Raw genomic sequence first — 22,725 nt, forward strand, 5'->3', positions numbered from 1 at the left:
ATCGAACCCATGACCGATCACTTCACCGACTTCGCGATCCCCGACACCCCGCTGACCCGCAAGACCTACGCGTTCGTCCAGGAGATCGCCCCGCAGGCCATCCTCACCCACAGCGTGCGCAGCTACCTGTTCGGCAGGGCCATCGGGGAGCGGCACGGACTCCGAGCCGAACACGACTACGACGACGAGGTCCTGTTCCTGGCATGCATCCTGCACGACGCCGGACTGACCGAACAGGGCGACCGAGGCGGACGATTCGAGGCGGACGGCGCGGACCTGGCCGCGGAGTTCCTCACCGGACAAGGACTGGCCGCCGACCGGACCCGCCTGGTCTGGGACGCGATCGCCCTGCACACCAGCCTCGGCATCGCCGACAGGATGCGGCCCGAGATCGCACTCACCCACACCGGCACGGGAGCGGACGTGGCCGCCTTCGGCGCCGAGCAACTCCCCGCGGGCTACGCCGACCGGGTGCACGCCGCCTACCCGAGGCTGGGCGGCGGCACCGAGCTGACCGACCTCATCACCGGCCAGGCGGCACGCAACCCGGCCAAGGCACCCCCCTTCTCCTTCCCGGCGCAACTGCTGCGACAGGACCTCCCCGGCACGACCGTCCCGCCCTGGCGGGAAGTGGTCGCCGCGGCCTGGCCCGGCGTCGCCTGACAGGCCCGCCCCCCGGCCCTCGGGAAGCCGCCTCCCCGAGGGCCGGGAACACACCCTCGGCTAACGCCCCTGCAGAGACCTGACGTTGTCACCGAACGTCCAGCCCCTCGAGCCGTCCCAGTTGACGGACCAGGTCATCAAACCCTTGAGACCGCCGTCGAAGGCGTTCCAGCCCTGAGCGACCAGAACGGGCGACATGTAACCGCCCCCGGCACCGGGCTGGGCGGGCAGACCGGGGACCTGCTTGTCGTAGGGCACCCTGATCGTGGTGCCCTGCACGACCAGCCCGTCGTTCAGGCAGGCGGTCTGCGCGGTGAAACCCTGGACCGTGCCCGCCGGGTAGGAGTCACCGGAGCAGCCGTACATGCTCCCGTTGTAGTACTGCATGTTCAGCCACCACAGGCGGCCGTTGTCCGCGTACTTCTTGATGATCGGCAGGTAGGCGCCCCAGATGGAACCGTACGTCACACTGCCACCGGTGACGTAGGCCGTCTCCGGAGCCATGGTCAGACCGAACTCCGGCGGCATCTGGGCGAGCACCCCGTCGATGATGCGGATGAGGTTGCTCTGCGAGGGCGAGAGCCGGCCGATGTCCCCGCTGCCGGTGAGGCCGGTCTCGATGTCGATGTCGATACCGTCGAAGTTGTACCTCTTCAGGATCGGCACAACGGTCGCCACGAAACGGTCGGCGACGGCGCTGGAACCCAGGTCGATACCCGCGGTCGCCCCGCCGATGGACATCAGGATCGTCAGCCCCGCGGCCTTGGCCTGGCACATCTCGGCCGGGGTGGCCACCTTCACGGTGGAGTCCATGCCGTCCTCCCACAGCACGGTGCCGTCGGAGCGGATGACCGGGAACGCGGCGTTGACGACGTTGTAACCGTGCTGCCGGATACGGGGATCGGTGATCGGCGTCCAGCCGAACGGCGGGTGCACGCCGTTCACCGCGCCGTCCCAGTTCTCCCAGTAGCCCTGGAGGACCTTACCGGCGGGCCTGGCCTTCACCGGGCAGGTGCCCTCCGTCGGAGACGGCGTCGCAGAGACCGTCGGAGTGGAGGAAACCGTGGGGGAGACCGTCGGAGTGGGGGAGACGGTCGGGGTGCCCCCGGGCCCGTCCAGGTCGACGTCGTCGGCATAGTAGGTCCCCTGCCCGTACCAGCCGTGCAGATAGACCGTGGCACCGGTCTGCCCGGCCGCGGTGGTGAAGGAGACGGTGAGCCGCGTGTAGGCCTCCGCCGACGAGGTCCAGGCGGAAGCGCCGCCGGTCACGCCGAGGTAGACGTGGCTGCCCCGCACCCAGGCACTCAGCGTGTAGGCGGTGCCGGGCCGTACGGGCACCGTCTGGGTGCACCGGGCGGTGTCGGAGCCCCCCGCCGCGCCGGCGAGCGCCTTCGTGCCGGAGCGGACCGGGGAGCCGGTCACCGATCCCAGCCCTCCCGCACAGGTCCAGGGGGAGAGGGCCCCGCTCTCGAAGCCGGGATTGCCGAGCAGGTTGGCCGCGTGGGCCTGCGCCCGCGTGACGAGCGTGCCCGCGGCCACCACCAGCAGGAGCGAGACCGCGAGCGTCAGCAGGCGGGAGATCCGTTTCATGGGCGACCCTTCTGTCACCCGGCCACAGGAACACCGGGAATTGACGGGGGAGCCGCGATGACGGAAGTCGCGATCCGTAGATTCAATGAATTATCGGAACAAGCCACCCCGATGTCCATGGCCCACGGCCGATCACGTCCCGGAGACCTCCACCATCACCCGGTCGAGCGGCTTGCGGGTCAGATCCGGCACCTCGGCGTCAAGCGCCGCGTAACCGACCGGGAACAGAATGTAGGGCCGCTCATTGGCCGGCCGCCCGCAGATACGGGTGAGGAACGCCATCGGATTGGGCGTGTGGGTGAGCGTGGACAGCCCCATGGCGTGCAGCGCGGCGATGAAGAACCCGCAGGCGATGCCGACGCTCTCGTTGACGTAGTAGTGCTTGACCCGGGTGCCGTCGGGACGCACGCCGTACTTCTCCGCGAAGCAGACCACCAGCCACGGCGCGACCTCCAGATAGCCCTTGTCGGAGCCCGTCTCCAGCGGGGCCAGAGCCTCGCGCCACTCCGGGGTCAGCCGCCCGCCCTCGTAGTTCTCCCGCTCCTCGACCTCCGCGGCCTCCCTGACCCGCCGCTTCGTCTGCGGATCACCGATGACCACGAACGTCCACGGCTGCTGGTGCGCGCCCGACGGCGCGGTGTTCGCGGTCCTGACCGCCAGTTCGACGCACTCGCGGGGGACCGGCTCGTCACTGAAGAAGCGCACACTCCGCCGCCGGTCCATGTGCTCGAAGAACTCCCGGCCCCGGGCGACCATCTCCGCTCCGGGACGGCGGTCGGGCCGGTAGGGGATGAACGGGTGGGAGTGCTGTCGCGCCATGAGGGCCTCCATCGCTGCCGGATCTGCCGGCGTAGTCTGGAACACCCTCACGATCCGGGCAACACACCGGCCGCCATACTGACGAATCGACAGTCCCGGCGAGGCCCGGCACCACGGAGGTGGACAGATTGGCAGCACGCAGGAGGGGCCTGGACGACCTCGACCGCAGACTGCTCCAGCTGATCAGGGCGCGCCCGCGGACCGGTCTGCTGGAGATCGCCCGCCTCCTGGGCGTCGCCCGGGGCACCGTCTCGGCCCGGCTGGACCGGATGGTCACTGACGGCGTCATCACCGACTTCGGCCCGAACCTCTCACCGGACGCCCTGGGCTACCCGGTGCAGGCCTTCACCACGCTGGAGGTGGAGCAGGTCTCCCGCGCCGGGATCTCCGCCGCGCTCACGGCGATTCCCGAGGTGCTGGAGGCCCACATCGTCACCGGTCCCGGTGACGTCTGGTGCCGGATCGCCGGCCGGGACCACGAGCACGTCCGGGAGGTCATCGACCGTGCGCTGGCCATCCCGGGTGTACGGCGGAGCAGTACCGTGATCGCCCTGTCCACCGTGGTCGCCCACCGCGTCCAGCCCTTGGCCGACAGCGCGACGGCGCCGGACGCGGCGGTCGGGCGCAGCGGTCCGGCAACGGACCGCTCGTGATCTTCGCCCCTTCCTCCGGAGGCGGGGGAGATCCGCTTGAATGTCTTATACCGAACAGAATTCAGCTTCTGTCCGGTATAAGACATGATGGGCCGGAAGTCCGCATCGGGAGACGGCGCGGCGCCTTCAACCGGTCCCGCCGGGCCGGCGCAGCCACCGCAGAGCCGCGTCGGCGCAGTCCTCGGGGCCGCGGTTGAAGGCGATGGCCGCATCGGGCGCGTACCGGCGCACCAGGTTGACCACCTTCTCGAACAGTTCGAGCAGTGGTTCGTGCCCGCGGATGCCGCCTCCGATCACCACGCAGGCGTAGTCCGCGCCGGTCAGCGCCTGCGTGATCGCTTCTTCGGGGTCCTCGTCGAGCGCCACCAGGCACCAGTCGGCCTCGAGGCCGTGATCGTCGAACCGGGCCCGGCCGCGGGCGATCGCCGCCTGGACCGGCTCCGGATCCCAGCTCTGGATCCCGGCGGGATCGAGGCCGATCACCAGGACTCGCGCCGCTGTCATCCGTCCTCCTTCGTGGATGGGACGCTTTCCCGCCGGAGCGGGTGGCGGCGGCGGTGCGTGAATCCGCCGGCGGTACGGGTTTCTCCCCGGGAATGCGAGGTTACCCCGGAAGGCGCCCCGATCGTCCCGCCGGTCGGAGCATGTTTGATGCATAATCGCACTTATGCTGCATTTGTGATCCCCTCCCCTTGGAAGGCTTCTCCAGCCGCTCACCGGTGCCGAGCCGATGATCCTCCTCGAGTCAGGGGCCCCGGCCGCAGACCGGTATCGCGGTTATCGCGGTTCCGGCTGCGCCGACGTACGCCGGTGCGATGGTGGGCGCTGGCGCGGCCGGTGCCCTGCGGGTCGCTCTGAGGGTCCGTGGGCGCACGTCGCCTCGTTCATGTCCGGGGACTCGTGTTGTGCGCCTCTCCCCCGTCCGTGCTTCCGTGCCGTCGGGGATGGATGGTTCCAATCTGACAGGGAGCCCGGTCCGGCACCGGTGCGCTTCGTCTTCGGCAGGGTCGCCACTCCCCCGGCGGCAGGTTCCGGGCCTGCCGGAGGGCGCTTCTTCGGTGGATGTCCGCGGTGATGGGGCTCGGACGGGCACGGCGGTCAGGTGCGAGAGTCTGTGGGCAGGGTGAGGGTGAAGGTGGAGCCCTCACCGAGGGTGCTGGTGGCGGTGATGGTCCCGCCGTGCGCTTCGGCGATGGACCGTGCGATGGTCAGGCCCAGGCCGATGCCCTGGACGGCCTGTTCGGTGGCCAGGCGGGTGCGGTAGAAGCGGTCGAAGACCAGGGGCAGTTCCTCGGCGGGGATGCCGACGCCGGTGTCGGTCACGGAGATGGACGTGGTGCGGCCGGCGGTGGAGGCGTGCACGGTGACGGTCGCGCCGGGGGGCGATGCGTGGACGTGTCCGACGTCGTCGTCGAGGTGGACGTCGATGGTGTGGCGGTGGCGTTGGGCGAGCTCTGCGGTGGACTGCAGGGCCCGGTCGATGACGGCGCGGACGTGTACGGGTTCGGGGGTGATGAGGAGTTTTCCGGTGTCGATGGTGTTGGCGGTGAGGAGTTCTTCGACCAGGTGGTGGAGGCGGGCGGCGCCGCCCGCCATCGCGTTGAGCATGCGCTGCTGGGAGGCGGGCACCGGTCCGGCGTCTCCTTCCAGGAGCATTTCCAGGTAGCCGCTGATGGCGGTCAGCGGGGTGCGCAGTTCGTGGGAGACGGTGGCGATGAAGTCGTTCTTGGCCTGGTCGAGTTCCTTGAGCCGGGTGACGGTGGCCTGCTCCTGTTCGTAGGCGGCGCGCAGGGCCTCTTCGGCGCGGCGGCGGTCGGTGATGTCGTGCAGGAAGGCGTTGAAGAGCCACTGGTCTTGGTCGCGGATGGGCCAGATGGCGAGTTCGATGGGGAATTCGGTGCCGTCGGGGCGTTGGGCGGTGATCTCGAAGCGCCGGTTGAGGACTTTGGGGCGTCCGGTGGTGAGGAAGCGGTTGAGGCCGTCGCGGTGGGCGGTGCGGTAGCGGGGCGGGATGATCGTGTCGGCGAGTATGCGTCCGAGGGCTTCACCGCAGGGTATGCCGAACATGTGTTCGGCTGCGGCGTTCCAGCCGATGATGCGGCCGGCGGAGTCCATGGCGATGAACGCCTCGATCGAGGTTTCGATCATCTGCTCGGTGCGGGCCCGGCTGGCTTCCAGTGCTTCGCGTGCTCGCCGCCGGTCGACGACGCGGCCGAGCTGGTGTCCGAGGTTGGCCATGACGCGCATCAGCGGCGCGTCGGGTGGGACGGTGCGGGTGGAGAAGAATTCGAGTACGGCCACGACGCCGTCGGCGGCCATGACGGGGAAGGCGAACGCGGCTCCCACTCCGAGGTCGGCGCCCTGGTGGGCCCGTACGAAGTTGGGGTCGCGGTTGACGTCGTGCGACCAGACGGGTTCGCCGGTGGCGGCGACTCTGCCGACGATGCCGGCGCCGCTGGTGAAGACGGTGCGGGCGGTGACCTCGCGCAGGCCGGGGAACTCTTCGGCGGCGCCGACCCAGATGCCGGAGGAGACGAACCCGTCTGTGGATCCGGCGGGGACGCACAGGTGGCCCAGGGGCCAGCCGGTCAGTTTGCAGACGGCTTCGAGTGCGGCCCGGGCGGCGGGTTCGAGCTCGTCGGCGGCCCGTACCGAGGCGGTGGTGCTGTCGAGCAGTTCCACCAGTGCTTTCTCCCGGTCGGTGTCCGGCATGGCCTTTTTCCTCACTTCCGGGAGGCGGGTGGGTCGGGCCGGGCGGATCGGGGCCGGTGGGCGGTGGTGGCGGGCGGGTGGGCGGGGCGTGGTCGGTTCATGTGGTGGTCGGCGGGTCTTCGGCGGCCTGCGCGGGGGCGGGCCGGGTGCGGTCTGGATGCGGTCTGGGTCCGTCAGCGGGAGCCTTCCCTGCTCGCGTTCCGGTATGCCGCCCGCGGGCAGGGCCGTGGGGGCGGGGGGTGCCTCCCGCCGGTCGGCCGGTATGGGAGGGGGTCGGCCGGTCGGCCGGTGCATAATTCTGCCCAGCGTGGTGGGAGGCCGTCGTGGCGGATGGAGGCTGTGGTGGGTGGTGATCCGCTGGTGCTCCTGCGGGTGCCGGAGGCTGTGGCGGAGTTCTTGTCCTCGCTGCGGGCGAAGAAGCTGTCGGTGAACACGGTGGCGGGTTATGAGCGGGATCTGCGGCTGGTGGCGGAGATCGCGGCGGGGCTGGCGGGTGTGCCGGTGGCGGATCTGGAGGTCAGGGCGCTGGCGGGTCGGCTGGTGCGGGGGGCGTTCGCGGAGTTCTCGCAGCCCCGGTCGGCGGCCAGTGTCAACCGGGCGTGGAGTGCGTGGAACCAGTTCTTGACCTTCTGCGTGGCGGAGGGGCTGCTGGAGGGCAATCCGATGGCGGCGGTCCCCCGGCCGAGGCAGCCGGCCAAGGCGCCGAAGCCGTTCCTGGGGGACGGTACGGCGTCGGCGACGCTGCTGGAGCGGATCGCGGCGGGGGCCCGCAAGGCGCGTGATCCGTGGGTGGAGCGGGATCTGGTGGTGCTGGGGCTGGCGCTGGTGACGGGGATGCGGTCGGCGGAGCTGCTGGGGTTGACGCTGGGGTCGATCGGGGGTTCTCCCGGTGATCGGCGGGTTCAGGTTCTGGGCAAGGGCGGCCGGACGCGGTCGCTGCCGATCGAGCCTCCGGTGGAGCAGCTGGTCGAGCGTTATCTGCGCAGCCGGATGGAGCGGTTCGGGCTCGCTTCGCTGCCGCGGTCGGCGGCGTTGCTGGTGGACACGGCGGGTGAGCCGTTGCGGCGGGGCGGGCTGCAGTATCTCGTGCGGCAGTGCTACCGGTACGCGGGTGTTCATGATCGGGTGCAGCGGGGCACGCTGGTGCATGCGCTGCGGCATGAGTTCGCGACGCGGTTGGCGGAGCGGGGGGCGTCGGCGCACGAGCTGATGGAGTTGCTGGGGCATTCGTCCATCGTGACGGGGCAGGCCTATGTGGCCTCGTCGGCTCGTGAGGTGCGGCGGGCCGCGCAGGGCAATCCGGCGTACGGCGTGCTGGACCGGTTGCTGGCCGGTCCGGTCGCGGCGGGCGGGGAGGGGGCTTCAGCTCTGGGCGGCTGAGGTGAGGGTGAGGTGGAGGCGGACCACGGTGCCGCGCCGGCGGGTGTGGATCTCGACGAGGTCGCACAGCTGGCGTACGACCCACAGGCCTCGGCCGTGGTGGGGTTCGGTGGGGGGCGGGTGGCCGGTGAAGCCGCCGGTCAGGTGGCCGGGGTCGCCGATGTCGCAGATGATTTTGCCCTCGTGGCGGTGGAGCCGTATCTCGCCTGTTCCGCCGCCGTGCTGGACGGCGTTGGTGGCGACCTCGTTCACGGCGAAGACGAGGAGCTCGGTGTCGTCGTCCGATATGCCGAGGGTCGCCGCTTGGGCGGTGACGAAGGTGCGGACCTTGCTCAGGTCGCTGTCGAAGTGCATGCTGGCGCCGTGTCCGTGTCCGTGGTCGGTGAGCCGGTGGTCGCGGGTGTCGTGGAGGGCCTGGTCGGAGTCGTGGGTCGGTGCGTGGTGGGCGGGCCCGGTGTGCTGGTCGGTGGTCATGGGCGGCCCGCTTCGGTGGTCAGGACCAGTTGTGGTTCGCGGTCCCAGCCGACCAGGTGCATGATGTCGCGGAGCATGGGGGCCAGGTGCAGGAGCCGGAGCCGCCGGGCGGGGTCGAGGCGGCCTGCGGCGAGGGTCAGGGTGCGCAGGCCGGCGACGTCGATGAACTCCAGTTCGCTCAGGTCCACGTGGACGTCTCCGTGCCGGTCGGCGGCGGCCTGCAGGGCGGCGGCGAGTCCGTGGGCGTTGCTCTGGTCGATGGTGCCCGTCACGCGGATGGTCCGGTGTCCTGCCTGGTAGGCGGGGACGATGCGGACGAGGCCGTCGTGGTAGAGGGTGTTCATGCCCACGACCCCGGGGTGGCAGCGGGTGAAGACGCGGGTGCGGGCGGGGCCGAACAGGCGGGTGTCGTACTAGCAGACGGCGCTGGACAGGCCGGTGGCGAAGACGGCGGCGACCTTGCGTTCGTAGTCCTCGAGTCCTTCGGCTCCGGGGACGTCGCGCAGGGCCCAGCTCATCTCGCCGCTCACGCGCAGGCCGGTGCAGCCGTCGCGCAGGCTGCGTTCGGTCTCCTCTTTGAGGGCGGTGACCATGGCGTCGGGGTCGAAGCGGCCGACGGCGAGGTAGCTGTCCTCGGCGGTGCGCACGCTCAGCCGCCCGCTGCGCAGGGCTGCGGCGAGGTCGTCGGCGGGCAGCCAGGAGTGCACGGTCTCGGGGGCGCGCCGGTCGGTGAAGTACAGGACGCGTTCGCCGCGGGCCAGGCCGCCGGTGATGAAGGCGGTGGCCACTTCGCGCTGCTCGGCGTCGTCGGAGAAGGGCAGGCACAGGTGGTCGCCCGGTTCCACGTCGCGGACCTGGCGGACCAGGGCGCCTGCTGTCATCGGAGCGGCCTCGCGATCTGCGCGGTGGTGTCGGCGGGGGCGGTCGGGTCGGCGGTTGCCGGGGTGTCGCGGGCCCGGTGGAGCGGGGGTGGCCGTCTCATCCTACGGTGTCGGGGGCGGCCGGGTGCCGGTGGCCTGTGCGGGGTCCGGGCGCCGGGCCCGGTCAGTGGATCTTCTTGACGAAGCGGCTGGCCGCGCGGTGGCTCATCCCGGTCTCGCCGCGCACCATGAAGACCGCCTGGTCGAACTGGCCGGTGGTCTTGAGTTCGCGGACCTGTTCGACCAGTTCGGGGCTGAGGGTGCTGCCGAGCAGGGCGTTGCGGGGCCGCTGGGCCAGCCGTACGGCCAGCAGGATCAGGCCGATGACCAGCACTGCGAACAGCACGGTCAGCAGGATGATGGAGAGCGTGTCGGTCATGGGGGCGCGGTCTCGCTTTCTCGGTGTCGATCAGTCTTACACCGGCCTATTCAATCCCGGTCGCCGTCGCGGCGGTAGCCGGTCGGCGGGGTGTCTCGCCGGGCGGGCGCGTCCTGGTCGCGCATACGGGCGGCCGGGCCGGGCAGGGGACGGCGATGAGGAGATTGGCGAAGATCGTGGCCACGCGGTGGCTGTCGCGTACTCCGCTGGGGCTGGCCGTGCTGGGTGCGGGCTGGCTGCTGGGGCGGCGCAGGAGGCGGCGGGCGGCGCAGGCCGGTGCGGTGCGGGGTTCCGGTGTGCGGCGGGCGGGCCGGCGGCCGGTCGATCGGGCGCGGGCGCGCCGGTGAGGTGCGCTGCGGCGGTGCCGCGCCCGGTCAGGGGAGGGTGAACGGGGTGGCGGAGACGACGGCGCGGACGGGGATCGGCCCGTAGACGTGCGGGAAGGTCTCGGTGGAGGCGGGAGCGGGTCCGGTGCCGGTGTCGGGGGCGGCCGGGGCCTCCATGCGGACGTCGAGTCCCCGGGGGTCGACGGTGAGCAGGGTGAGCGGTTCGGTGACGCCGCGGTAGAACCGGCCGGCGACGCCGTCCAGCTGGGCGCGGTCGGCGCAGGCGTGGATGAAGCCCTCCTGCTCCAGGGTCCGGCCCAGCGTGGAGACGCGGTACTCCCCCGTGGCGCGGGCGGCCTGCCAGTCGGCGCTCAGGGCCAGGTGCAGGATGAGGGCGGGGACGGCCGTGCGGCTGTGCCGCGGGGCGTCCCCGGGGTCGTGCGCGGTGCGGTTCATCGGGCCGTGCGCCGCCAGTCGCGCTGCAGGATCGCGTAAACCAGTTCGTCGGTCCACTCGCCCTTGACCCACTCGTTCTCCACCAGGTGGGCCTCGCGCCGCATGCCCAGGCGTTCCAGCACGCGGGCCGAGGCGGTGTTGCGGCCGTCCAGGCGGGCGGCGACGCGGTGCAGGTCCAGGCCGTCGAAGGCGAGTTCGAGCAGGGCGCGGGCGGCTTCGGTGGCGTAGCCGCGGCCGTGGTGGTCGGGGTGGAAGACGTAGCCGATCTCGCCGGAGCGGTGGACGCGGCTGTGCCAGAACAGCAGGGCGTCGCCGGCCAGTTCGCCGGTGGCGGCGACCTCCACCGCCAGGGACAGTGCCTGGCCTTCGTCGAGCAGCGCGGTCTGGCCGGTCTTGACCTCCAGGGCCTCGCGGACCTGCTCGCGGTCGCGGGGTCCCCAGTACAGGTAGCGGGTGACGTCGGGCAGCGACTGGACGGCGTGCAGGGCGTCCAGGTCGCCGGGGGTGAAGGGGCGCAGCAGGAGGCGCTCGGTGCGGATCGGGTAGGCGGGTTTCAGCACTCCGCCAGCCTAGGACACGCGGGGCGGGAGCGAGCGGCCCGCGGCGGCGCGGGGCGGGGGCGGGAGGGGCCGGTGGTCGCGGCGGCGGGGTCCGGGGAGGTCTTCCGGCGGGCCTCGCCGCGGCGATGGCGCGCGGGGCCGCTCCGGGGTGAACCGGTTGCGGACGGAGTCGAAAGCGTGTTCCACTGGGCCGTATGGGATGGGACTCCCCTGCGCTGGTGGCCGAGGCGCCCGACCCCCGGCCGCGGATCGAGCGCACCGCGGTGAGGCGGGTCCATGGCGCGCTGACCTGCTACGAGGTGCGGGCCCGCACCGCGCTGGAGGCCGTGCCCGGCGGCTGGGCGGTCAACCCGTACCGCGGGTGCGTGCAGGCGTGCCGCTACTGCCCGGCGCGGCGGGGGCACCGTTACCTGGGTCTGGACTCCGGCGCCGACTTCGATTCGCGGATCGTGGTGCGCACCGACATCGTGCGGCGGCTGCGGGCCGAGCTGGCCCGCAGGTGGGACGGGGGGCCGGTCGCGGTGGGCCTGACCGGTGACTGCTACCAGCACGCCGAGGAGCTCTACCGGCTGATGCCCGGGGTGGTGGCCGCGCTGGCCGAGGCGGGGGCGGCGTTCACGGTGCGCACGAAGAGCCCGCTGGTGCTGCGGGACGCCGCCGTGCTGGCCGGGGCGGCCGGGGCGGGGGTGGCGGTGTCGGTGGCGTTCGTCGACGACCAGGTGCGCCGGGCGGTCGAGCCGGGGGCGCCCAGCGCGCAGAAGCGCCTGGAGCTGGTGGCGGCGCTGGCCGAGCACGGGGTGGTGTGCGGGGTGGCGATGGCGCCGGTCCTGCCGCTGCTGACCGACTCCCCCGACCAGCTGGCCGCCACCGTGCGCCGTATCGCCGCCGCGGGGGCGGTGAGCCTGGAGCCGCAGGTGCTGCGCCTGCCGCCGGGCGCCCGGGAGTGGTATCTGTCGTGGCTGGCCGAGCGGCATCCGGAGCTGGTGGCCCGTTACGGGGAGCTGTACGGCGGGGGCGCCGAGGTCGAGGCGGGTTACGCGGCGCGGGTGGCCGGTCAGGTGGAGGCGCTGGCCGCCCGGTACGGCCTGGCGGTGGGCCCGCCGGCGGGCAGGCCGGCGGTGGCGGCGGCGCGGCAGCTGTCGCTCATCTGAAGAGCGCCCGTCCGGGGCCGGGGCGGCAGGCGGGACCGTCCGGCGCGCCGGCGGCGGGCGCTCGCGGTGCGGGCGCGGTTCCGTGTGCGGCTGCCGTGCGCGCCGGCGGCGGGAACGTTCCGGCCGCCGGCGGTGCGGCCGGTCAGGACAGGGCGCTGCCCTTCTTCCACTCCTTGAACGACAGCTGCCAGTAGCTCCAGCCGTTGTTCCACTCGACCTCGCGGTCGGTGCCCTTGATGGTGATCACGTCCCCGCGCTGGGCGTTCTCGTAGAACCACTTGGCCTGGTCGGGGCGGGCGTTGATGCAGCCGTGGCTGACGTTGCGGCGGCCCTGGGCCCAGACGTTGTCCTTGGCGTGAACGTACTCGCCGCTGTTGGAGAACCGGACGGCATGGTTGATCATGACGTCGTAGTACTCGGGGTGACCCTTCTCGAACCCCGGGGAGATCATCCGTTCGGGGTTGGACTTGCCCATCACCAGGTGGACGCCGCTGGTGGTGGTGTAGGCGCGGGTGGTGGCCATGCCGGCGCTGATCAGCATCTTCTTGACGATCTTGCCGTCCCGCCTGACGATCATGTTCTTCTTGCGGGTGTCGACGGTCGAGATCTGGGCGGCGCCGATGCGGATGGTCTTGGTCAGGTCCTTGGTGCCGTACATCTCCTTGCCGCCCTGCACTCCTTCGAGGTGGGCGGTGAAGGTCACCTTCTGGTGGGCCTTCCAGAACTTGGCGGTGCGGTAGATCACGGTGGTGTCGTCGATCCACCGCCACGCACCCTCGACGGGGTGCTCGGCCTCGACCTCCAAGGCCCGTTCGACGTTGGCCTTGCCCGCCTTGGAGGGGATGGGGTGGTTGAACCTGACGATGATCGGCGCCCCCACGCCGACCTTCTCCCCCTTGACCGCGGGGGTCACGTCCGCCACGGCCAGCTCGATCTTCGGCTTGAGCGTGGTGAAGGAGCTGCTGGCGGTGACTCCGCCCGCGGCGGTGGCCGAGACGGTGTAGTCGCTGGCGGGCTTGAGCGGCCCCGTGGAGACCCACTTGCCGCGGGCGGCGTCGAACTCGCCTTCGACCTGCTCGCCGTCGCTTTCCACGGTGACCTGCTCGAGGGGCCCGCCGGCGGCGGTGACGACCACCTTCTTGTCCGGGCGGACGGTGGTGCTGCCCTCGGCGGGGCTGATCTTTATGACCGGTGCGGCCGGGGTGGCCTGGGTGTTGCCGGCGCCGGCGTCCTTGCGGTCCGCCACGGGGGCCGTCTCGGCCGATCCGCTGGAGCAGGAGGCGACGAGCACGGCCGTGGCCGCCGCGGCCAGTCCGGCCAGCGGCGTCCTGAGTCGTCGTGATCCCACGTTCAACACAACCCCATCCCCCATACGGCAGCAAACTGCGTCTAAAAACACTAATAGGAGATGCGCGTGGGGTGTGCAGGGTTCAGACCGAAAGTGTCACATTTAGGTAACATTCAAAGGTCATGCGGCCGTTGACATGGAGTCACCGGCTCATCAAGATGAATCCGGCCCCGTATGCCCACCGGCAGGCCACCCCCCGGAGCCGCCCGCGGCCCCGCTGCGGGCGGGCCGCGGACGGGGTCCCGCCCGGAAACCGGTGGCGCGACACCTCACCGCGCCGCCTCCATCGCGCACCGGCCGCCACACGATGATCGGCGGATAGGCTGACCGGGTCCGGTATGACCCCGTACGGAAGGTCCGGCATGCCAGAGGGATGCGCGAGGGGCGGCCCCGCCCTTCCCGCGGCGGACCGCCTTCCCCCCGGACCGCCCCTCGAGTCCCCCGGTGTCCCGCGGGCCGCCGGCCCCTGCTCCTGCGGCACCCCGCCGGGCGGGCACCGGGCCACCGCGTTCCTGCTGGAGGCCGGGCGCCGGCTGTCGGCCTCCCTCAACACCCGCCGCTGCGCCCGGGCCACCGCCGAGCTCGCCGCGTCCTTCCTGGCCGACACCGCGCTGGTCGTGCTCCCCGCCGACCACGCCCGCCGCTCGGCCTGGCTGCGCGTGAGCGCCGGACGCCCCGGCCTGCAGGAAGGCACCGTGTCCGCCGCCGAGGCCTCCCGGGTGCCCGGTCTGGCCGAGGCCCTGGCGGGGTTCCCGCCCGTGCCCAGCCGCTGGCTGGACCCCGCGCAGGCGCCCGGCTGGCTGCTGCCACCCGGCTCCGGTCCGGCCGGGCACCTGCTGGTGACGCCGCTGCCCGGCAACGGGGTGGCCGCCGGGGCGCTCGTCCTGGCGCGCCGCCGCGGCGGCCCCGCCTTCCACGACGACATCGAGGCCCTGGCGGGGCTGTTCGCCGCCCGGGCCGGCGCGGCCATCTCCGCCGCCGCCCTCCACCAGGAGCAGAACGCCGTCAACGCGGTGCTGACCGCCGCGCTGCTGCCCCCCGGCCTGCCCTCGATCGACGGGGTGGAGCTGGCCGGGTCGCTGCGCGTCGCCCATCAGGCCGCCCGCATCGGCGGCGACTTCTACGACGTCTTCCTGCCCGCGGCCGGCGACGCGCCCGCGGCCTCCGGGCGGGCCGCGGCCCCGCTGGCGGTCCTGGGCGACGTGTGCGGCAAGGGCGCCCCGGCCGCGGTGCTGGCCGGGCAGATCCTCCAGTCGCTGCGCGCGCTGCTGCTCGTCGAGCGCCGCCCCGAACGGCTCGCCGCACTGATCAACCGGTCCCTGATCGAGTCCCCCGCGCCCGACTCCTACGCGACCATGGTGACGGCCGAACTGCACCGCGCCGCCGGCGGGCGCCTGCGCCTGGACCTGGCCGCGGCCGGGCATCCGGCGCCGCTCGTACTGCGCGCCGACGGCACCGTGGAGGAGGTGCCCGCCCGCGGTACCCTGCTCGGCCTGCTGCCCGACGCCGAGCTGCTGCCCGCCGCCGTCGACCTGGCTCCCGGCGAGCTGTGCCTGCTCTACAGCGACGGCGTCACCGAGGCGTTCGGCGGCCCCGCGGGCCGGGAGATGTACGGCGAGCAGCGCCTGAAGGACGCCCTGGCCACCTGCGCCGGGATGCCGGCCGAAGCCGTGGTGCAGCGGCTGGAGCAGCTGGGCACCGAATGGCTGGCCGGCGGAGAGCACGACGACCGGGCGCTGCTGGCCATCCGGGCCAGGCCCCGGTGACGGGCACGGCGGCCGGCGCCGCCGACCGCTACCTGGCGCTGATCGGAGGAGGCGACGAGTACGCCGCCGTCGACCTGGCCCTGGAACTGCTCGACGGCGGCGTCCCGGCCGAGGAGCTGCTGCTGGGCCTGGTCGCCCCGGCCCAGCGGCGCGTCGGCGAACTGTGGGCCGCCGACGCGTGGTCGGTGGCCCGCGAGCACGCGGCCACCGCGATCAGCGAGCGCGTCGTGGCGGCCGTCGCGGCACGCGCCCGCTCCGGCCCCCGGCCCGCCCGGGGCCGGATCACCGTCGCCTGCGCCGACGGCGAGTACCACGCGCTGCCCACCCGCCTGCTGGCCGAGGTCCTGCGCCTGCGCGGCTGGCACGTCGACTTCCTGGGCGCCAGCGTGCCGGGCCCGCACCTGATCACCCACCTGCACCAGGCCGGGCCCGACGCGGTCGCGCTCAGCTGCACGCTGCCCACCCGCCTGCCGCGCGCCCACGCCACCATCACCGCCTGCCGGGCCGCCGGCGTGCCGGTCCTGGCCGGCGGGCGCGGCTTCGGGGCCGACGGCCGCTTCGCACGGCTGCTGGGCGCCGACGCCTGGGCGCCTGCCGCCGACGCCGCCGCCGACCTCCTCGACCGCGGCCTGCCGGCCTTCCCCCCGGAGGTCTCGCCGGCGGGCGGACCGGCGCATCTGGCCGACGGGGAGTACACCCAGCTGGTGCGGCGGCGCGGCGAAGTGGTCGGCGCGGTGCTGCGCGCCCTGGTCGCCGCCCACGCGCCGGCGGCGTCCTACAGCGCGCGGCAGCTGGAGTCCACGGCCGAGGACCTGGCCCACCTCGCCGACTTCCTGGCCGCCGCGCTGTACGTCGACGACGTCTCCCTGTTCACCGAGTTCGTCGGCTGGACCGCCGGTGTGCTGCGGGCCCGGGGCGTGCCGGCCGCTTCCCTGGCGGCGGGCCTGGCCGCCTTCGGCCGCGAATTGCGGGACTTCCCGCGCGCCGGCCGCATGCTGGCGGAGGCCGCGGTGGCCTGTCAGATGTTCGATCCGTCGGGCGGGACGTCGCCGGGCAGCGGCGGTGCCGGGACGGTGCCGTCGCCGGCGCCCGGGCAGGCCAGGCCGAGGGTGTAGGCGGTCATGGACAGCGAGCCGTAGGCGTACCCGTCCACCAGGACCTCGGTGCCGCCGCCGTCGGCGCCGGCCAGGCCCGCCAGATAGAGCAGGGGCAGGAAGTGGTCGGGGGTGGGGACGGCGCGGTCGAAGTCGCGGTGGCCCTCGAGGGCGGCGACGGCGACGGGGTCGGCGAGCATCGACTCCTTGGCCTGCTCGTCGAAGCGCCGCGCCCAGTCGTAGCCGGCGTCGGGCAGTGAGCCGTCCATGCCGCGCAGGTTGTGCACGACGTTGCCGCTGCCCATGATGAGCACGCCGCGCTCGCGCAGCGGCGCCAGCCGGGCACCGAGCTCGAGGTGGTAGTCGAAGTCCTTGTCGGCGTTGATGCTCAGCTGCACGACGGGGACGTCGGCGCGGGGGAAGGCGTGCACCAGCACCGACCAGGTGCCGTGGTCGATGCCCCAGCTGTCGACGTCGGCGCCCACCCAGGTGGGGTGGACGGCGTCGGCGACCTCGGCGGCGAGCTCCGGCAGCCCGGGGGCGGGGTAGTCGACGTCGAACAGAGGCCGGGGGAAGCCGTAGAAGTCGTGGATGGTGCGGGGACGGGCCATGGCGGTGACGGCGGTGGCGTTGATGTACCAGTGCGCCGAGACCACCAGGATGGCGCGCGGCCGCGGGACCGCCTCGCCGAAGGCCCGCCACGCCTGGGTGTAGCGGTTGCCGTCCAGGGCGTTCATCGGGCTGCCGTGCCCGATGAACGCCGCCGGCATCGGGCCCGCCGTGGTGTCGCTGCTCATCCCGGCCCCCGTCCGGCCTCTTCGGTCCCGGCTCCCGTCCGGCCCGGCGCACGGTCAGCCTAACCGGGCGGCGCCGGCCCGCCGCGCAGGCGCGCCCCGGGCGGCGCCCGCTCCAGCCGGCCTCCCGGCGCTCCCCTGCGGCTGTTCCCGGCGGGGAACGGCCGCAGGGGCCCTTCCGGCGCGGGCCGTTCAGCCGATCAGGCTCATGGCCTTCTCGGCCAGGCCGGCCGGAGCCGTCTTGGCCGAGCCGCTGTCGAAGGGCGGGTCCGGGTCGTACTCGATGGCCAGTTGCACGGCGCGGGCCGTCTCCTCGCCGCTCATCCGGGCCAGCAGGGTCAGCGCCATGTCGATGCCGGAGGAGACGCCCGCCGCGGTCATGATCCTGCCGTCCACGACCACGCGCTCGCTCACCGGTTCGGCGCCGAAGCCCGCCAGGTGCTCCAGCCATCCCCAGTGGGTGGTGGCCCTCCTGCCCTTCAGCAGGCCGGCGGCGCCCAGCAGGAACGAGCCGCTGCACACCGAGGCCGTCCAGCGGGTCCGTTCGTGGGCGCGGGCGATCCAGCCGACCAGGGCCTCGTCGGCCATCGCCTCGGCGGTCCCGGGCCCTCCGGGCACGACGATCACGTCCGGGTCCGGCAGGTCGGCGTAGGACGCGGCGGCCGTCAGGGCGAGGCTGCCGCGGTCGTCGGCGACGGGACCCGGTCCGGCCGCCGCGAAGGTGACCGTGCAGCCGGGGGCGAAGGCCAGCACGGTGTACGGCCCGACGGCGTCCAGGGCGGTGAAGCGCGGGTAGAGCGGGATGACGACCTGCAGGCCGGAGCGCTGCGCGGCGGGCTCCGCGGGGCGGCCGGAGGGCTGCGGCGAAGGGGTCGGCGAAGGGTTCACGGTCGGTTCTCCTCGGAGTGGAAGCGGCGGCGGTAGTCGCCGGGTGAGACGCGCCAGTGCCGGCGGAAGACCCGGTAGAGGGTCTCGGGCGCACCGAGCCCGGACTCCCTGGCCACCCGTTCCAGCGGATGGCCGGTGACCTCCAGCAGCCGCCGGGCGGCGTCGGCCCGGCTGCGCTCGACGTAGCGGCCGGGCGGCAGGCCGGTCTGCTCGGTGAACAGGCGGGAGAAGTGGCGCTCGCTCATCCCCGCGCGCCGCGCCAGGGCCGGCACGCTCAGGTTCGCGGCGGGGTTGGCGTCGATGAACGCCTGCACTTCCCGCAGCGGTTCGCTGCGCGGGGTCAGGGCGTTCAGCTGGGTGCTGAACTGGCTCTGCCCGCCGGGCCGGTGCAGGTACACCACCAGCCCGCACGCGACGTCGCGGGCGAGGGCGTGGCCGTGGTCGTCGGCCACGAGGGCCAGGGCGAGGTCCACTCCCGCGCTGACCCCGGCCGAAGTCCACACCTCGCCGTCCCTGACGTAGATCGGGTCGACGTCCACCCGCACGTCCGGGTACCGCTCGGCCAGGTCGCCGGCCATCAGCCAGTGCGTGGTCGCGCGCCGGCCGCCGAGCAGACCGGCCTCGGCCAGGACGAACGCCCCGGTGCAGACGGACGCGACCCTGCGGGCGCCGGAGGCCAGCCGCGCGACCTGATCGGGCAGCTCCTCCTCGCGCAACCGCTCCACCACCGGCAGCCCGCCGGTGACCAGCAGCGTGTCGATCGGTCCTTCGACGTCGGCCAGCGCCGTCTGCGCGGTGACCTCGATCCCGTTCTGCGCCCGTACGGCTCCCGCGCGGGTGGCGGCCACCTCCACGCGGTAGCCCTCCCCGCGCGTCAGCAGGCCGGCGACGGCGAACACGTCGGCCGGACCGGCCAGGTCGAGCAGCTGGAAGCCGTCGAAGACGACGAGGACGACGCGTCGGTGCATGTCCCCATGCTGGTCAGCGGGGTGCTGCGGCGTCAACGACACAGGTATTGCAGATTGCGCCATGCCGCATTCTCCGCAGCGCGTTCCCCCGGCGAGCCGCGGGGTGCTTCCCGGGCGGGAGCAGCGGGACCGGGGCGGCCCGGCGGTCCCGGTCAGCCCTGGCGGAGCCGGTGGGTGAGGCTGGTGTGGCGGCGCCCGGCGCCGCGGGTGCGCACCGCCTGGCCCAGCGCCCGGCGCGAGCCGACGATGACGACGAGCTTCTTGGCGCGGGTGATCGCGGTGTAGAGCAGGTTGCGCTGGAGCATCATCCACGCGCTGGTGGCCAGCGGGATCACCACCGCGGGGTACTCGCTGCCCTGGGAGCGATGGATGGAGACCGCATAAGCGTGGGCGAGCTCGTCGAGCTCGTCGAAGGAGTACTCGACCTCCTCGTCCTCGTCGGTGCGCACCAGCAGCCTGTGGTCGTCGGGCCGGATGTCGGTCACCACACCGACGGTGCCGTTGAACACCCCGGCGGCGCCCTTGTCGTAGTTGTTGCGCAGCTGGGTGACCTTGTCGCCGATGCGGAACACCCGCCCGCCGTAGCGGCGCTCGGGCATGCCCTCGCGGGCCGGGGTGAGCGCCTCCTGCAGCACGGTGTTGAGGTTGCCGGCGCCGGCCGCGCCGCGGTGCATCGGCGCCAGCACCTGCACGTCGCGGCGGGCGTTCAGGCCGAACCGGCGCGGGATGCGGTTGGCGACCACGTCGACGGTCAGCGCCGCGATCTCCTCCGGCTCCTCGCACGGGAACAGGAAGAAGTCCTTCATGCCCTCCAGCGCGGGCATCAGGCCGGTGTTGACCCGGTGGGCGTTGGTGACCACGCCCGACTCCTGGGCCTGGCGGAAGATGTGGGTCAGCCGTACCCGCGGGATCTCCTCCTCGGCGGCCAGCAGGTCGCGCAGGACCTCCCCGGCGCCGACCGACGGCAGCTGGTCGACGTCGCCGACGAACAGCAGGTGCGCGCCAGGTGCGACGGCCTTGACCAGCTTGTTGGCCAGCAGCAGGTCGAGCATGGAGGCCTCGTCGACGACGACGAGGTCGGCGTCGATCGGGTTGTCGCGGTCGAAGGTGGCGTCCCCGCCGGGGCGCAGCTGCAGCAGCCGGTGCACGGTGGTCGCCTCGTGGCCGGTCAGCTCCGCCAGGCGCTTGGCGGCCCGGCCGGTGGGCGCGGCCAGGATCACCTTGGCCTTCTTGGCGCGGGCCAGGGTGACGATGGAGCGGACGGTGAAGCTCTTGCCGCAGCCCGGGCCGCCGGTCAGCACCGCGACCTTCTCGCACAGCGCCAGCCGTACCGCCTTCTCCTGCTCGGCGGCCAGCTCGGCGCCGGTACGGCCGCGCAGCCACTGCAGGGCCACCGGCCAGTCGACGTCGGCGAAGACGCCCAGCCGGTCGTGCTCGGCGCCCAGCAGCGCCCGCAGCGAGCGGGCCAGCGACAGCTCCGCGCGGTGGAACGGCACCAGGTAGACCGCCGGAACCGTCACGTCGCCTGCGGGCAGCTCCTCGCGGACCACGCCTTCTTCGGCGACCAGCTCCTCCAGGCACCGGGCGGTCAGCTCGGCGGGCACGTCGAGGATCTTGACGGCGTCGCCGATCAGGTTGGGCGCCGGCAGGTAGCAGTGGCCGTCGTCGGCCGCCTGCGACAGGGTGTAGCGCAGGCCCGCCTTGACCCGCTCGGGGCTGTCGTGGGGGATGCCGACGGCCTGGGCGATGGTGTCGGCGGTCTTGAAGCCGATGCCCCACACGTCGTCGGCCAGCCGGTACGGCTCGCTCCTGACGACCTCGATGGAGCGGTCGCCGTACTGCTTGAAGATGCGCACCGCGATGGAGGTGGACACCCCGACCCCCTGCAAGAAGATCATCACCTCTTTGATGATCTTCTGTTCCTCCCAGGCGGCCGCGATCATCTTGGTGCGCTTGGGGCCCAGGCCGGGGACCTCGACCAGGCGCTCGGGGGTGGCCTCGATGACGTCCAGGGTCGCGGTGCCGAAGTGGCCGACGATCCGCTCGGCCATCTTCGGCCCGATGCCCTTGATCAGCCCGGAGCCGAGGTAGCGCTGGATGCCCTGGACGGTGGCGGGCAGCACCGTGGTGTAGGACCACACCTCGAACTGGCGGCCGTAGCGCGGGTGCGAGCCCCACCGGCCGGTCAGCCGCAGCGACTCGCCGACCTGCGCGCCCAGCAGCGGGCCCACCACGGTCAGCAGTTCCGACCCCGACCGCTCGGTGGCCACCCGGGCGATCGTGTAGCCGGTCTCCTCGTTGGCGTAGGTGATGCGCTCCAGCACCGCCTCCAGCACGGTGCCGGGGGGACGCTGCGCCTCCGCAGTGGTCATGGCGGGTATTGTGCCGCAGATCCCCGACATCCTGTCTCCTGTCTCCCGGTCTCTCCCGGCGCCGCGGCGGGCGCGGACGGGCGCGGACGGGTTTCGCGGGGGCGTGGCGTGGCAGACCACCTGGGTGAGCGGCGCAGCGGACGGCGTATGGGATCTGGTGGTCGTCGGGGCGGGCCCCGCGGGCTCGGCGGCGGCACTGCGGGCCAGGCAGCTGCGCCCCGAGGCGCGGGTGCTGCTGCTGGACCGCGAGGACTTCCCCCGCGACAAGGCCTGCGGCGACGGCATCGCCGCCCACGGCCGCGACGAGCTCGCCCGGCTCGGCCTGCCCGGCCTCATCGACGACCACCGGCCGACGCGGCGCCTGGAGGTGGTCTCCCCGGGCGGCGAGCGCGTCCACGCGACCGTCGCCCGGCCCAACCACGTCGTGCCCCGCCGCGTCTTCGACGCCCGCCTGGTGGAGGCGGCCCGGGCCCGCGGGGTCGAGGTGCGCCGCCACCGGGTGCGGGCGCTGGCCGAGCTCGGCGCGCACGTGCTCGTCGACGGGCTCTTCGCCGCCCGCGCCGTCGTCGCCGCCGACGGGGCCAACTCGGCCGTGCGGCGTCTCATCGGCCTGCCGGCCACCCCCGAGCGGCACACCGCGATCGCGGTGCGCGGTTACGCCGACGTGCCGGTCGGTGACGACGTCCAGCTCATCGCCATGCAGCGGGAGGGCTGGCCGGCCTACGCCTGGTCGTTCCCGGTCGGCGACGGCAGCGCCAACGTCGGTTTCGGGATGCTCCTGCCCCGGTTGCAGGCCTGCGACCTGCCCGGCCGCCGGGTCCTGCACGGCCGGCTCGCCGAGCTGCTGCCCCACCTGCCCGCCCGGGACCTGCGGGCCCACCACCTGCCGCTGTCGTGCGGGCGGCCGCGGCCCGGTGCGGGCCGGGTGATGCTCGCCGGCGACGCCGCCAGCCTCATCAACCCGCTGACCGGCGAGGGCATCTACTACGCGCTGCTCTCGGGCCGCCTGGCCGGGGAGGCGGCGGTGCGGGCGGCCGGCGATCCGCTGCCCGCCTACCGGCGTGCGCTGCGCGGGGCGCTGGGGCGTCATCTGCGCACCACCGACGTGCTGGCCCGGGCCGCTCGCTCGCCCGGTTTCATCGACGCGGCGATCGCCGTCGCCTCCCGGCGCCGGGAGGTGTTCGACCTGCTGGTGGAGGTGGGCCTGGGGGCGGGGACCGTGCCGCCGCGGCTGGCGGGTGCGGTGGCCGGCCGCTGGCTGCTGGACGGGCTGCGGCTGCGCGGCCGGTGAACGCAGGGGGCCTGCCCGGAGCCGGTCGGCGGACGGACCGGTCTGGTGGGTGCGGCTCACTGCGGCGCACGGGGCATACAGGCGTGCGGAGAAGAAGACGGGAGCACTATACTCGATCGCC

At 73.3% G+C, this 22,725-nt stretch carries 23 protein-coding genes; 8 read left to right on the forward strand and 15 right to left on the reverse strand.

The window, feature by feature from the left end; translation table 11 throughout:
- Positions 1-9: 9 nt before the first annotated feature.
- Complete coding sequence (locus HS048_RS20875) at positions 10-663, forward strand: HD domain-containing protein (protein WP_196468344.1); 654 nt, start codon at positions 10-12, stop codon at positions 661-663.
- Between the two features lie 60 nt (positions 664-723).
- On the opposite strand, the gene HS048_RS20880 is transcribed toward HS048_RS20875, so the two are convergent.
- Positions 724-2,253, reverse strand: a complete 1,530-nt coding sequence (locus HS048_RS20880; protein WP_196468345.1) for a glycosyl hydrolase family 18 protein — start codon at positions 2,251-2,253, stop codon at positions 724-726.
- Between the two features lie 132 nt (positions 2,254-2,385).
- The gene (locus HS048_RS20885) at positions 2,386-3,072 is read right to left on the reverse strand and encodes a nitroreductase family protein (protein ID WP_196468346.1); all 687 of its coding nucleotides are present in this window, start codon (positions 3,070-3,072) and stop codon (positions 2,386-2,388) included.
- Positions 3,073-3,200: 128 nt separating this feature from the next.
- Here HS048_RS20885 and HS048_RS20890 point away from each other — a divergent pair, with 128 nt between their 5' ends.
- Positions 3,201-3,725, forward strand: coding sequence for an Lrp/AsnC family transcriptional regulator (locus tag HS048_RS20890; RefSeq protein ID WP_068903911.1), 525 nt, complete (start codon positions 3,201-3,203; stop codon positions 3,723-3,725).
- A gap of 126 nt (positions 3,726-3,851) precedes the next feature.
- Here the strand turns inward: HS048_RS20890 and HS048_RS20895 are convergent, their stop codons facing one another.
- Positions 3,852-4,229, reverse strand: coding sequence for a hypothetical protein (locus tag HS048_RS20895; RefSeq protein WP_196468347.1), 378 nt, complete (start codon positions 4,227-4,229; stop codon positions 3,852-3,854).
- Positions 4,230-4,823: 594 nt separating this feature from the next.
- Complete coding sequence (locus HS048_RS20900) at positions 4,824-6,437, reverse strand: PAS domain S-box protein (RefSeq protein WP_196468348.1); 1,614 nt, start codon at positions 6,435-6,437, stop codon at positions 4,824-4,826.
- Positions 6,438-6,776: 339 nt separating this feature from the next.
- On the opposite strand from HS048_RS20900, the gene HS048_RS20905 reads away from it, so the two are divergent.
- Entirely contained in the window at positions 6,777-7,817 is a 1,041-nt protein-coding gene (locus tag HS048_RS20905) for a tyrosine-type recombinase/integrase (RefSeq protein WP_374058799.1), read from the forward strand.
- On the opposite strand, the gene HS048_RS20910 is transcribed toward HS048_RS20905, so the two are convergent.
- The 4 genes from HS048_RS20910 to HS048_RS20925 form a co-directional block, all read right to left on the reverse strand.
- Positions 7,800-8,291 carry an ATP-binding protein gene (locus HS048_RS20910; protein WP_196468349.1) on the reverse strand — a complete coding sequence of 164 codons (492 nt, stop codon included), beginning with the start codon at positions 8,289-8,291 and terminating at the stop codon, positions 7,800-7,802. The genes HS048_RS20905 and HS048_RS20910 overlap by 18 nt on opposite strands.
- On the reverse strand, positions 8,288-8,635 hold the full coding sequence (locus tag HS048_RS20915; protein ID WP_196468350.1) for an STAS domain-containing protein: 348 nt from the start codon (positions 8,633-8,635) through the stop codon (positions 8,288-8,290). The genes HS048_RS20910 and HS048_RS20915 overlap by 4 nt, the downstream gene beginning before the upstream one ends.
- 69 nt (positions 8,636-8,704) lie before the next feature.
- Positions 8,705-9,172 carry an MEDS domain-containing protein gene (locus HS048_RS20920; RefSeq protein WP_196468351.1) on the reverse strand — a complete coding sequence of 156 codons (468 nt, stop codon included), beginning with the start codon at positions 9,170-9,172 and terminating at the stop codon, positions 8,705-8,707.
- A gap of 163 nt (positions 9,173-9,335) precedes the next feature.
- Positions 9,336-9,590 (reverse strand): hypothetical protein, encoded by a 255-nt coding sequence (locus HS048_RS20925; RefSeq protein WP_068904094.1) that lies wholly within the window; start codon positions 9,588-9,590, stop codon positions 9,336-9,338.
- Between the two features lie 155 nt (positions 9,591-9,745).
- On the opposite strand from HS048_RS20925, the gene HS048_RS20930 reads away from it, so the two are divergent.
- A complete protein-coding gene (locus tag HS048_RS20930; RefSeq protein WP_153054649.1) occupies positions 9,746-9,937 on the forward strand; it encodes a DUF6203 family protein in 192 nt (63 codons plus the stop codon).
- Between the two features lie 27 nt (positions 9,938-9,964).
- On the opposite strand, the gene HS048_RS20935 is transcribed toward HS048_RS20930, so the two are convergent.
- Both HS048_RS20935 and HS048_RS20940 read right to left on the reverse strand, forming a co-directional pair.
- The gene (locus tag HS048_RS20935; protein ID WP_196468352.1) at positions 9,965-10,372 is read right to left on the reverse strand and encodes a DUF952 domain-containing protein; all 408 of its coding nucleotides are present in this window, start codon (positions 10,370-10,372) and stop codon (positions 9,965-9,967) included.
- On the reverse strand, positions 10,369-10,932 hold the full coding sequence (locus HS048_RS20940) for a GNAT family N-acetyltransferase (RefSeq protein ID WP_068904098.1): 564 nt from the start codon (positions 10,930-10,932) through the stop codon (positions 10,369-10,371). The genes HS048_RS20935 and HS048_RS20940 overlap by 4 nt, the downstream gene beginning before the upstream one ends.
- A 194-nt stretch (positions 10,933-11,126) precedes the next feature.
- On the opposite strand from HS048_RS20940, the gene HS048_RS20945 reads away from it, so the two are divergent.
- Complete coding sequence (locus HS048_RS20945; protein WP_196468353.1) at positions 11,127-12,083, forward strand: radical SAM protein; 957 nt, start codon at positions 11,127-11,129, stop codon at positions 12,081-12,083.
- Positions 12,084-12,225: 142 nt separating this feature from the next.
- On the opposite strand, the gene HS048_RS20950 is transcribed toward HS048_RS20945, so the two are convergent.
- The gene (locus HS048_RS20950; protein ID WP_231647646.1) at positions 12,226-13,431 is read right to left on the reverse strand and encodes an Ig-like domain-containing protein; all 1,206 of its coding nucleotides are present in this window, start codon (positions 13,429-13,431) and stop codon (positions 12,226-12,228) included.
- Positions 13,432-13,793: 362 nt separating this feature from the next.
- Here HS048_RS20950 and HS048_RS20955 point away from each other — a divergent pair, with 362 nt between their 5' ends.
- Positions 13,794-15,197 carry a PP2C family protein-serine/threonine phosphatase gene (locus HS048_RS20955; protein ID WP_068904103.1) on the forward strand — a complete coding sequence of 468 codons (1,404 nt, stop codon included), beginning with the start codon at positions 13,794-13,796 and terminating at the stop codon, positions 15,195-15,197.
- Entirely contained in the window at positions 15,194-16,312 is a 1,119-nt protein-coding gene (locus HS048_RS20960) for a cobalamin B12-binding domain-containing protein (protein ID WP_307832572.1), read from the forward strand. Before HS048_RS20955 ends, HS048_RS20960 begins: the two co-directional genes overlap by 4 nt.
- Here the strand turns inward: HS048_RS20960 and ygiD are convergent.
- The 4 genes from ygiD to HS048_RS20980 form a co-directional block, all read right to left on the reverse strand.
- Positions 16,216-17,088, reverse strand: a complete 873-nt coding sequence (gene ygiD / locus HS048_RS20965; RefSeq protein ID WP_230881815.1) for a 4,5-DOPA dioxygenase extradiol — start codon at positions 17,086-17,088, stop codon at positions 16,216-16,218. The genes HS048_RS20960 and ygiD overlap by 97 nt on opposite strands.
- 189 nt (positions 17,089-17,277) lie before the next feature.
- Positions 17,278-17,973, reverse strand: a complete 696-nt coding sequence (locus HS048_RS20970) for a DJ-1/PfpI family protein (protein ID WP_307832573.1) — start codon at positions 17,971-17,973, stop codon at positions 17,278-17,280.
- A complete protein-coding gene (locus HS048_RS20975; RefSeq protein ID WP_196468355.1) occupies positions 17,970-18,941 on the reverse strand; it encodes a GlxA family transcriptional regulator in 972 nt (323 codons plus the stop codon). Before HS048_RS20975 ends, HS048_RS20970 begins: the two co-directional genes overlap by 4 nt.
- A gap of 152 nt (positions 18,942-19,093) precedes the next feature.
- Entirely contained in the window at positions 19,094-21,313 is a 2,220-nt protein-coding gene (locus HS048_RS20980) for an ATP-dependent RecD-like DNA helicase (RefSeq protein ID WP_196468356.1), read from the reverse strand.
- Between the two features lie 124 nt (positions 21,314-21,437).
- Here HS048_RS20980 and HS048_RS20985 point away from each other — a divergent pair, with 124 nt between their 5' ends.
- Complete coding sequence (locus tag HS048_RS20985) at positions 21,438-22,604, forward strand: NAD(P)/FAD-dependent oxidoreductase (protein WP_307832574.1); 1,167 nt, start codon at positions 21,438-21,440, stop codon at positions 22,602-22,604.
- Positions 22,605-22,725 lie beyond the last annotated feature (121 nt).

This window comes from Planomonospora sp. ID91781 (assembly GCF_015711595.1).
Lineage (GTDB): Bacteria > Actinomycetota > Actinomycetes > Streptosporangiales > Streptosporangiaceae > Planomonospora > Planomonospora parontospora.

Excerpts from the sequence above, each read along its gene's own strand:
- HS048_RS20875 (WP_196468344.1), top strand. The coding sequence starts at position 10 with ATGACCGATCACTTCACCGACTTCGCGATCCCCGACACCCCGCTGACC.
- HS048_RS20880 (WP_196468345.1), bottom strand. The coding sequence starts at position 2,253 with ATGAAACGGATCTCCCGCCTGCTGACGCTCGCGGTCTCGCTCCTGCTG.
- HS048_RS20885 (WP_196468346.1), bottom strand. The coding sequence starts at position 3,072 with ATGGCGCGACAGCACTCCCACCCGTTCATCCCCTACCGGCCCGACCGC.
- HS048_RS20895 (WP_196468347.1), bottom strand. The coding sequence starts at position 4,229 with ATGACAGCGGCGCGAGTCCTGGTGATCGGCCTCGATCCCGCCGGGATC.
- HS048_RS20900 (WP_196468348.1), bottom strand. The coding sequence starts at position 6,437 with ATGCCGGACACCGACCGGGAGAAAGCACTGGTGGAACTGCTCGACAGC.
- HS048_RS20910 (WP_196468349.1), bottom strand. The coding sequence starts at position 8,291 with ATGACCACCGACCAGCACACCGGGCCCGCCCACCACGCACCGACCCAC.
- HS048_RS20915 (WP_196468350.1), bottom strand. The coding sequence starts at position 8,635 with ATGAACACCCTCTACCACGACGGCCTCGTCCGCATCGTCCCCGCCTAC.
- HS048_RS20920 (WP_196468351.1), bottom strand. The coding sequence starts at position 9,172 with ATGACAGCAGGCGCCCTGGTCCGCCAGGTCCGCGACGTGGAACCGGGC.
- HS048_RS20925 (WP_068904094.1), bottom strand. The coding sequence starts at position 9,590 with ATGACCGACACGCTCTCCATCATCCTGCTGACCGTGCTGTTCGCAGTG.
- HS048_RS20930 (WP_153054649.1), top strand. The coding sequence starts at position 9,746 with ATGAGGAGATTGGCGAAGATCGTGGCCACGCGGTGGCTGTCGCGTACT.
- HS048_RS20935 (WP_196468352.1), bottom strand. The coding sequence starts at position 10,372 with ATGAACCGCACCGCGCACGACCCCGGGGACGCCCCGCGGCACAGCCGC.
- HS048_RS20945 (WP_196468353.1), top strand. The coding sequence starts at position 11,127 with ATGGGATGGGACTCCCCTGCGCTGGTGGCCGAGGCGCCCGACCCCCGG.
- HS048_RS20955 (WP_068904103.1), top strand. The coding sequence starts at position 13,794 with ATGCCAGAGGGATGCGCGAGGGGCGGCCCCGCCCTTCCCGCGGCGGAC.
- ygiD (WP_230881815.1), bottom strand. The coding sequence starts at position 17,088 with ATGAGCAGCGACACCACGGCGGGCCCGATGCCGGCGGCGTTCATCGGG.
- HS048_RS20975 (WP_196468355.1), bottom strand. The coding sequence starts at position 18,941 with ATGCACCGACGCGTCGTCCTCGTCGTCTTCGACGGCTTCCAGCTGCTC.
- HS048_RS20980 (WP_196468356.1), bottom strand. The coding sequence starts at position 21,313 with ATGACCACTGCGGAGGCGCAGCGTCCCCCCGGCACCGTGCTGGAGGCG.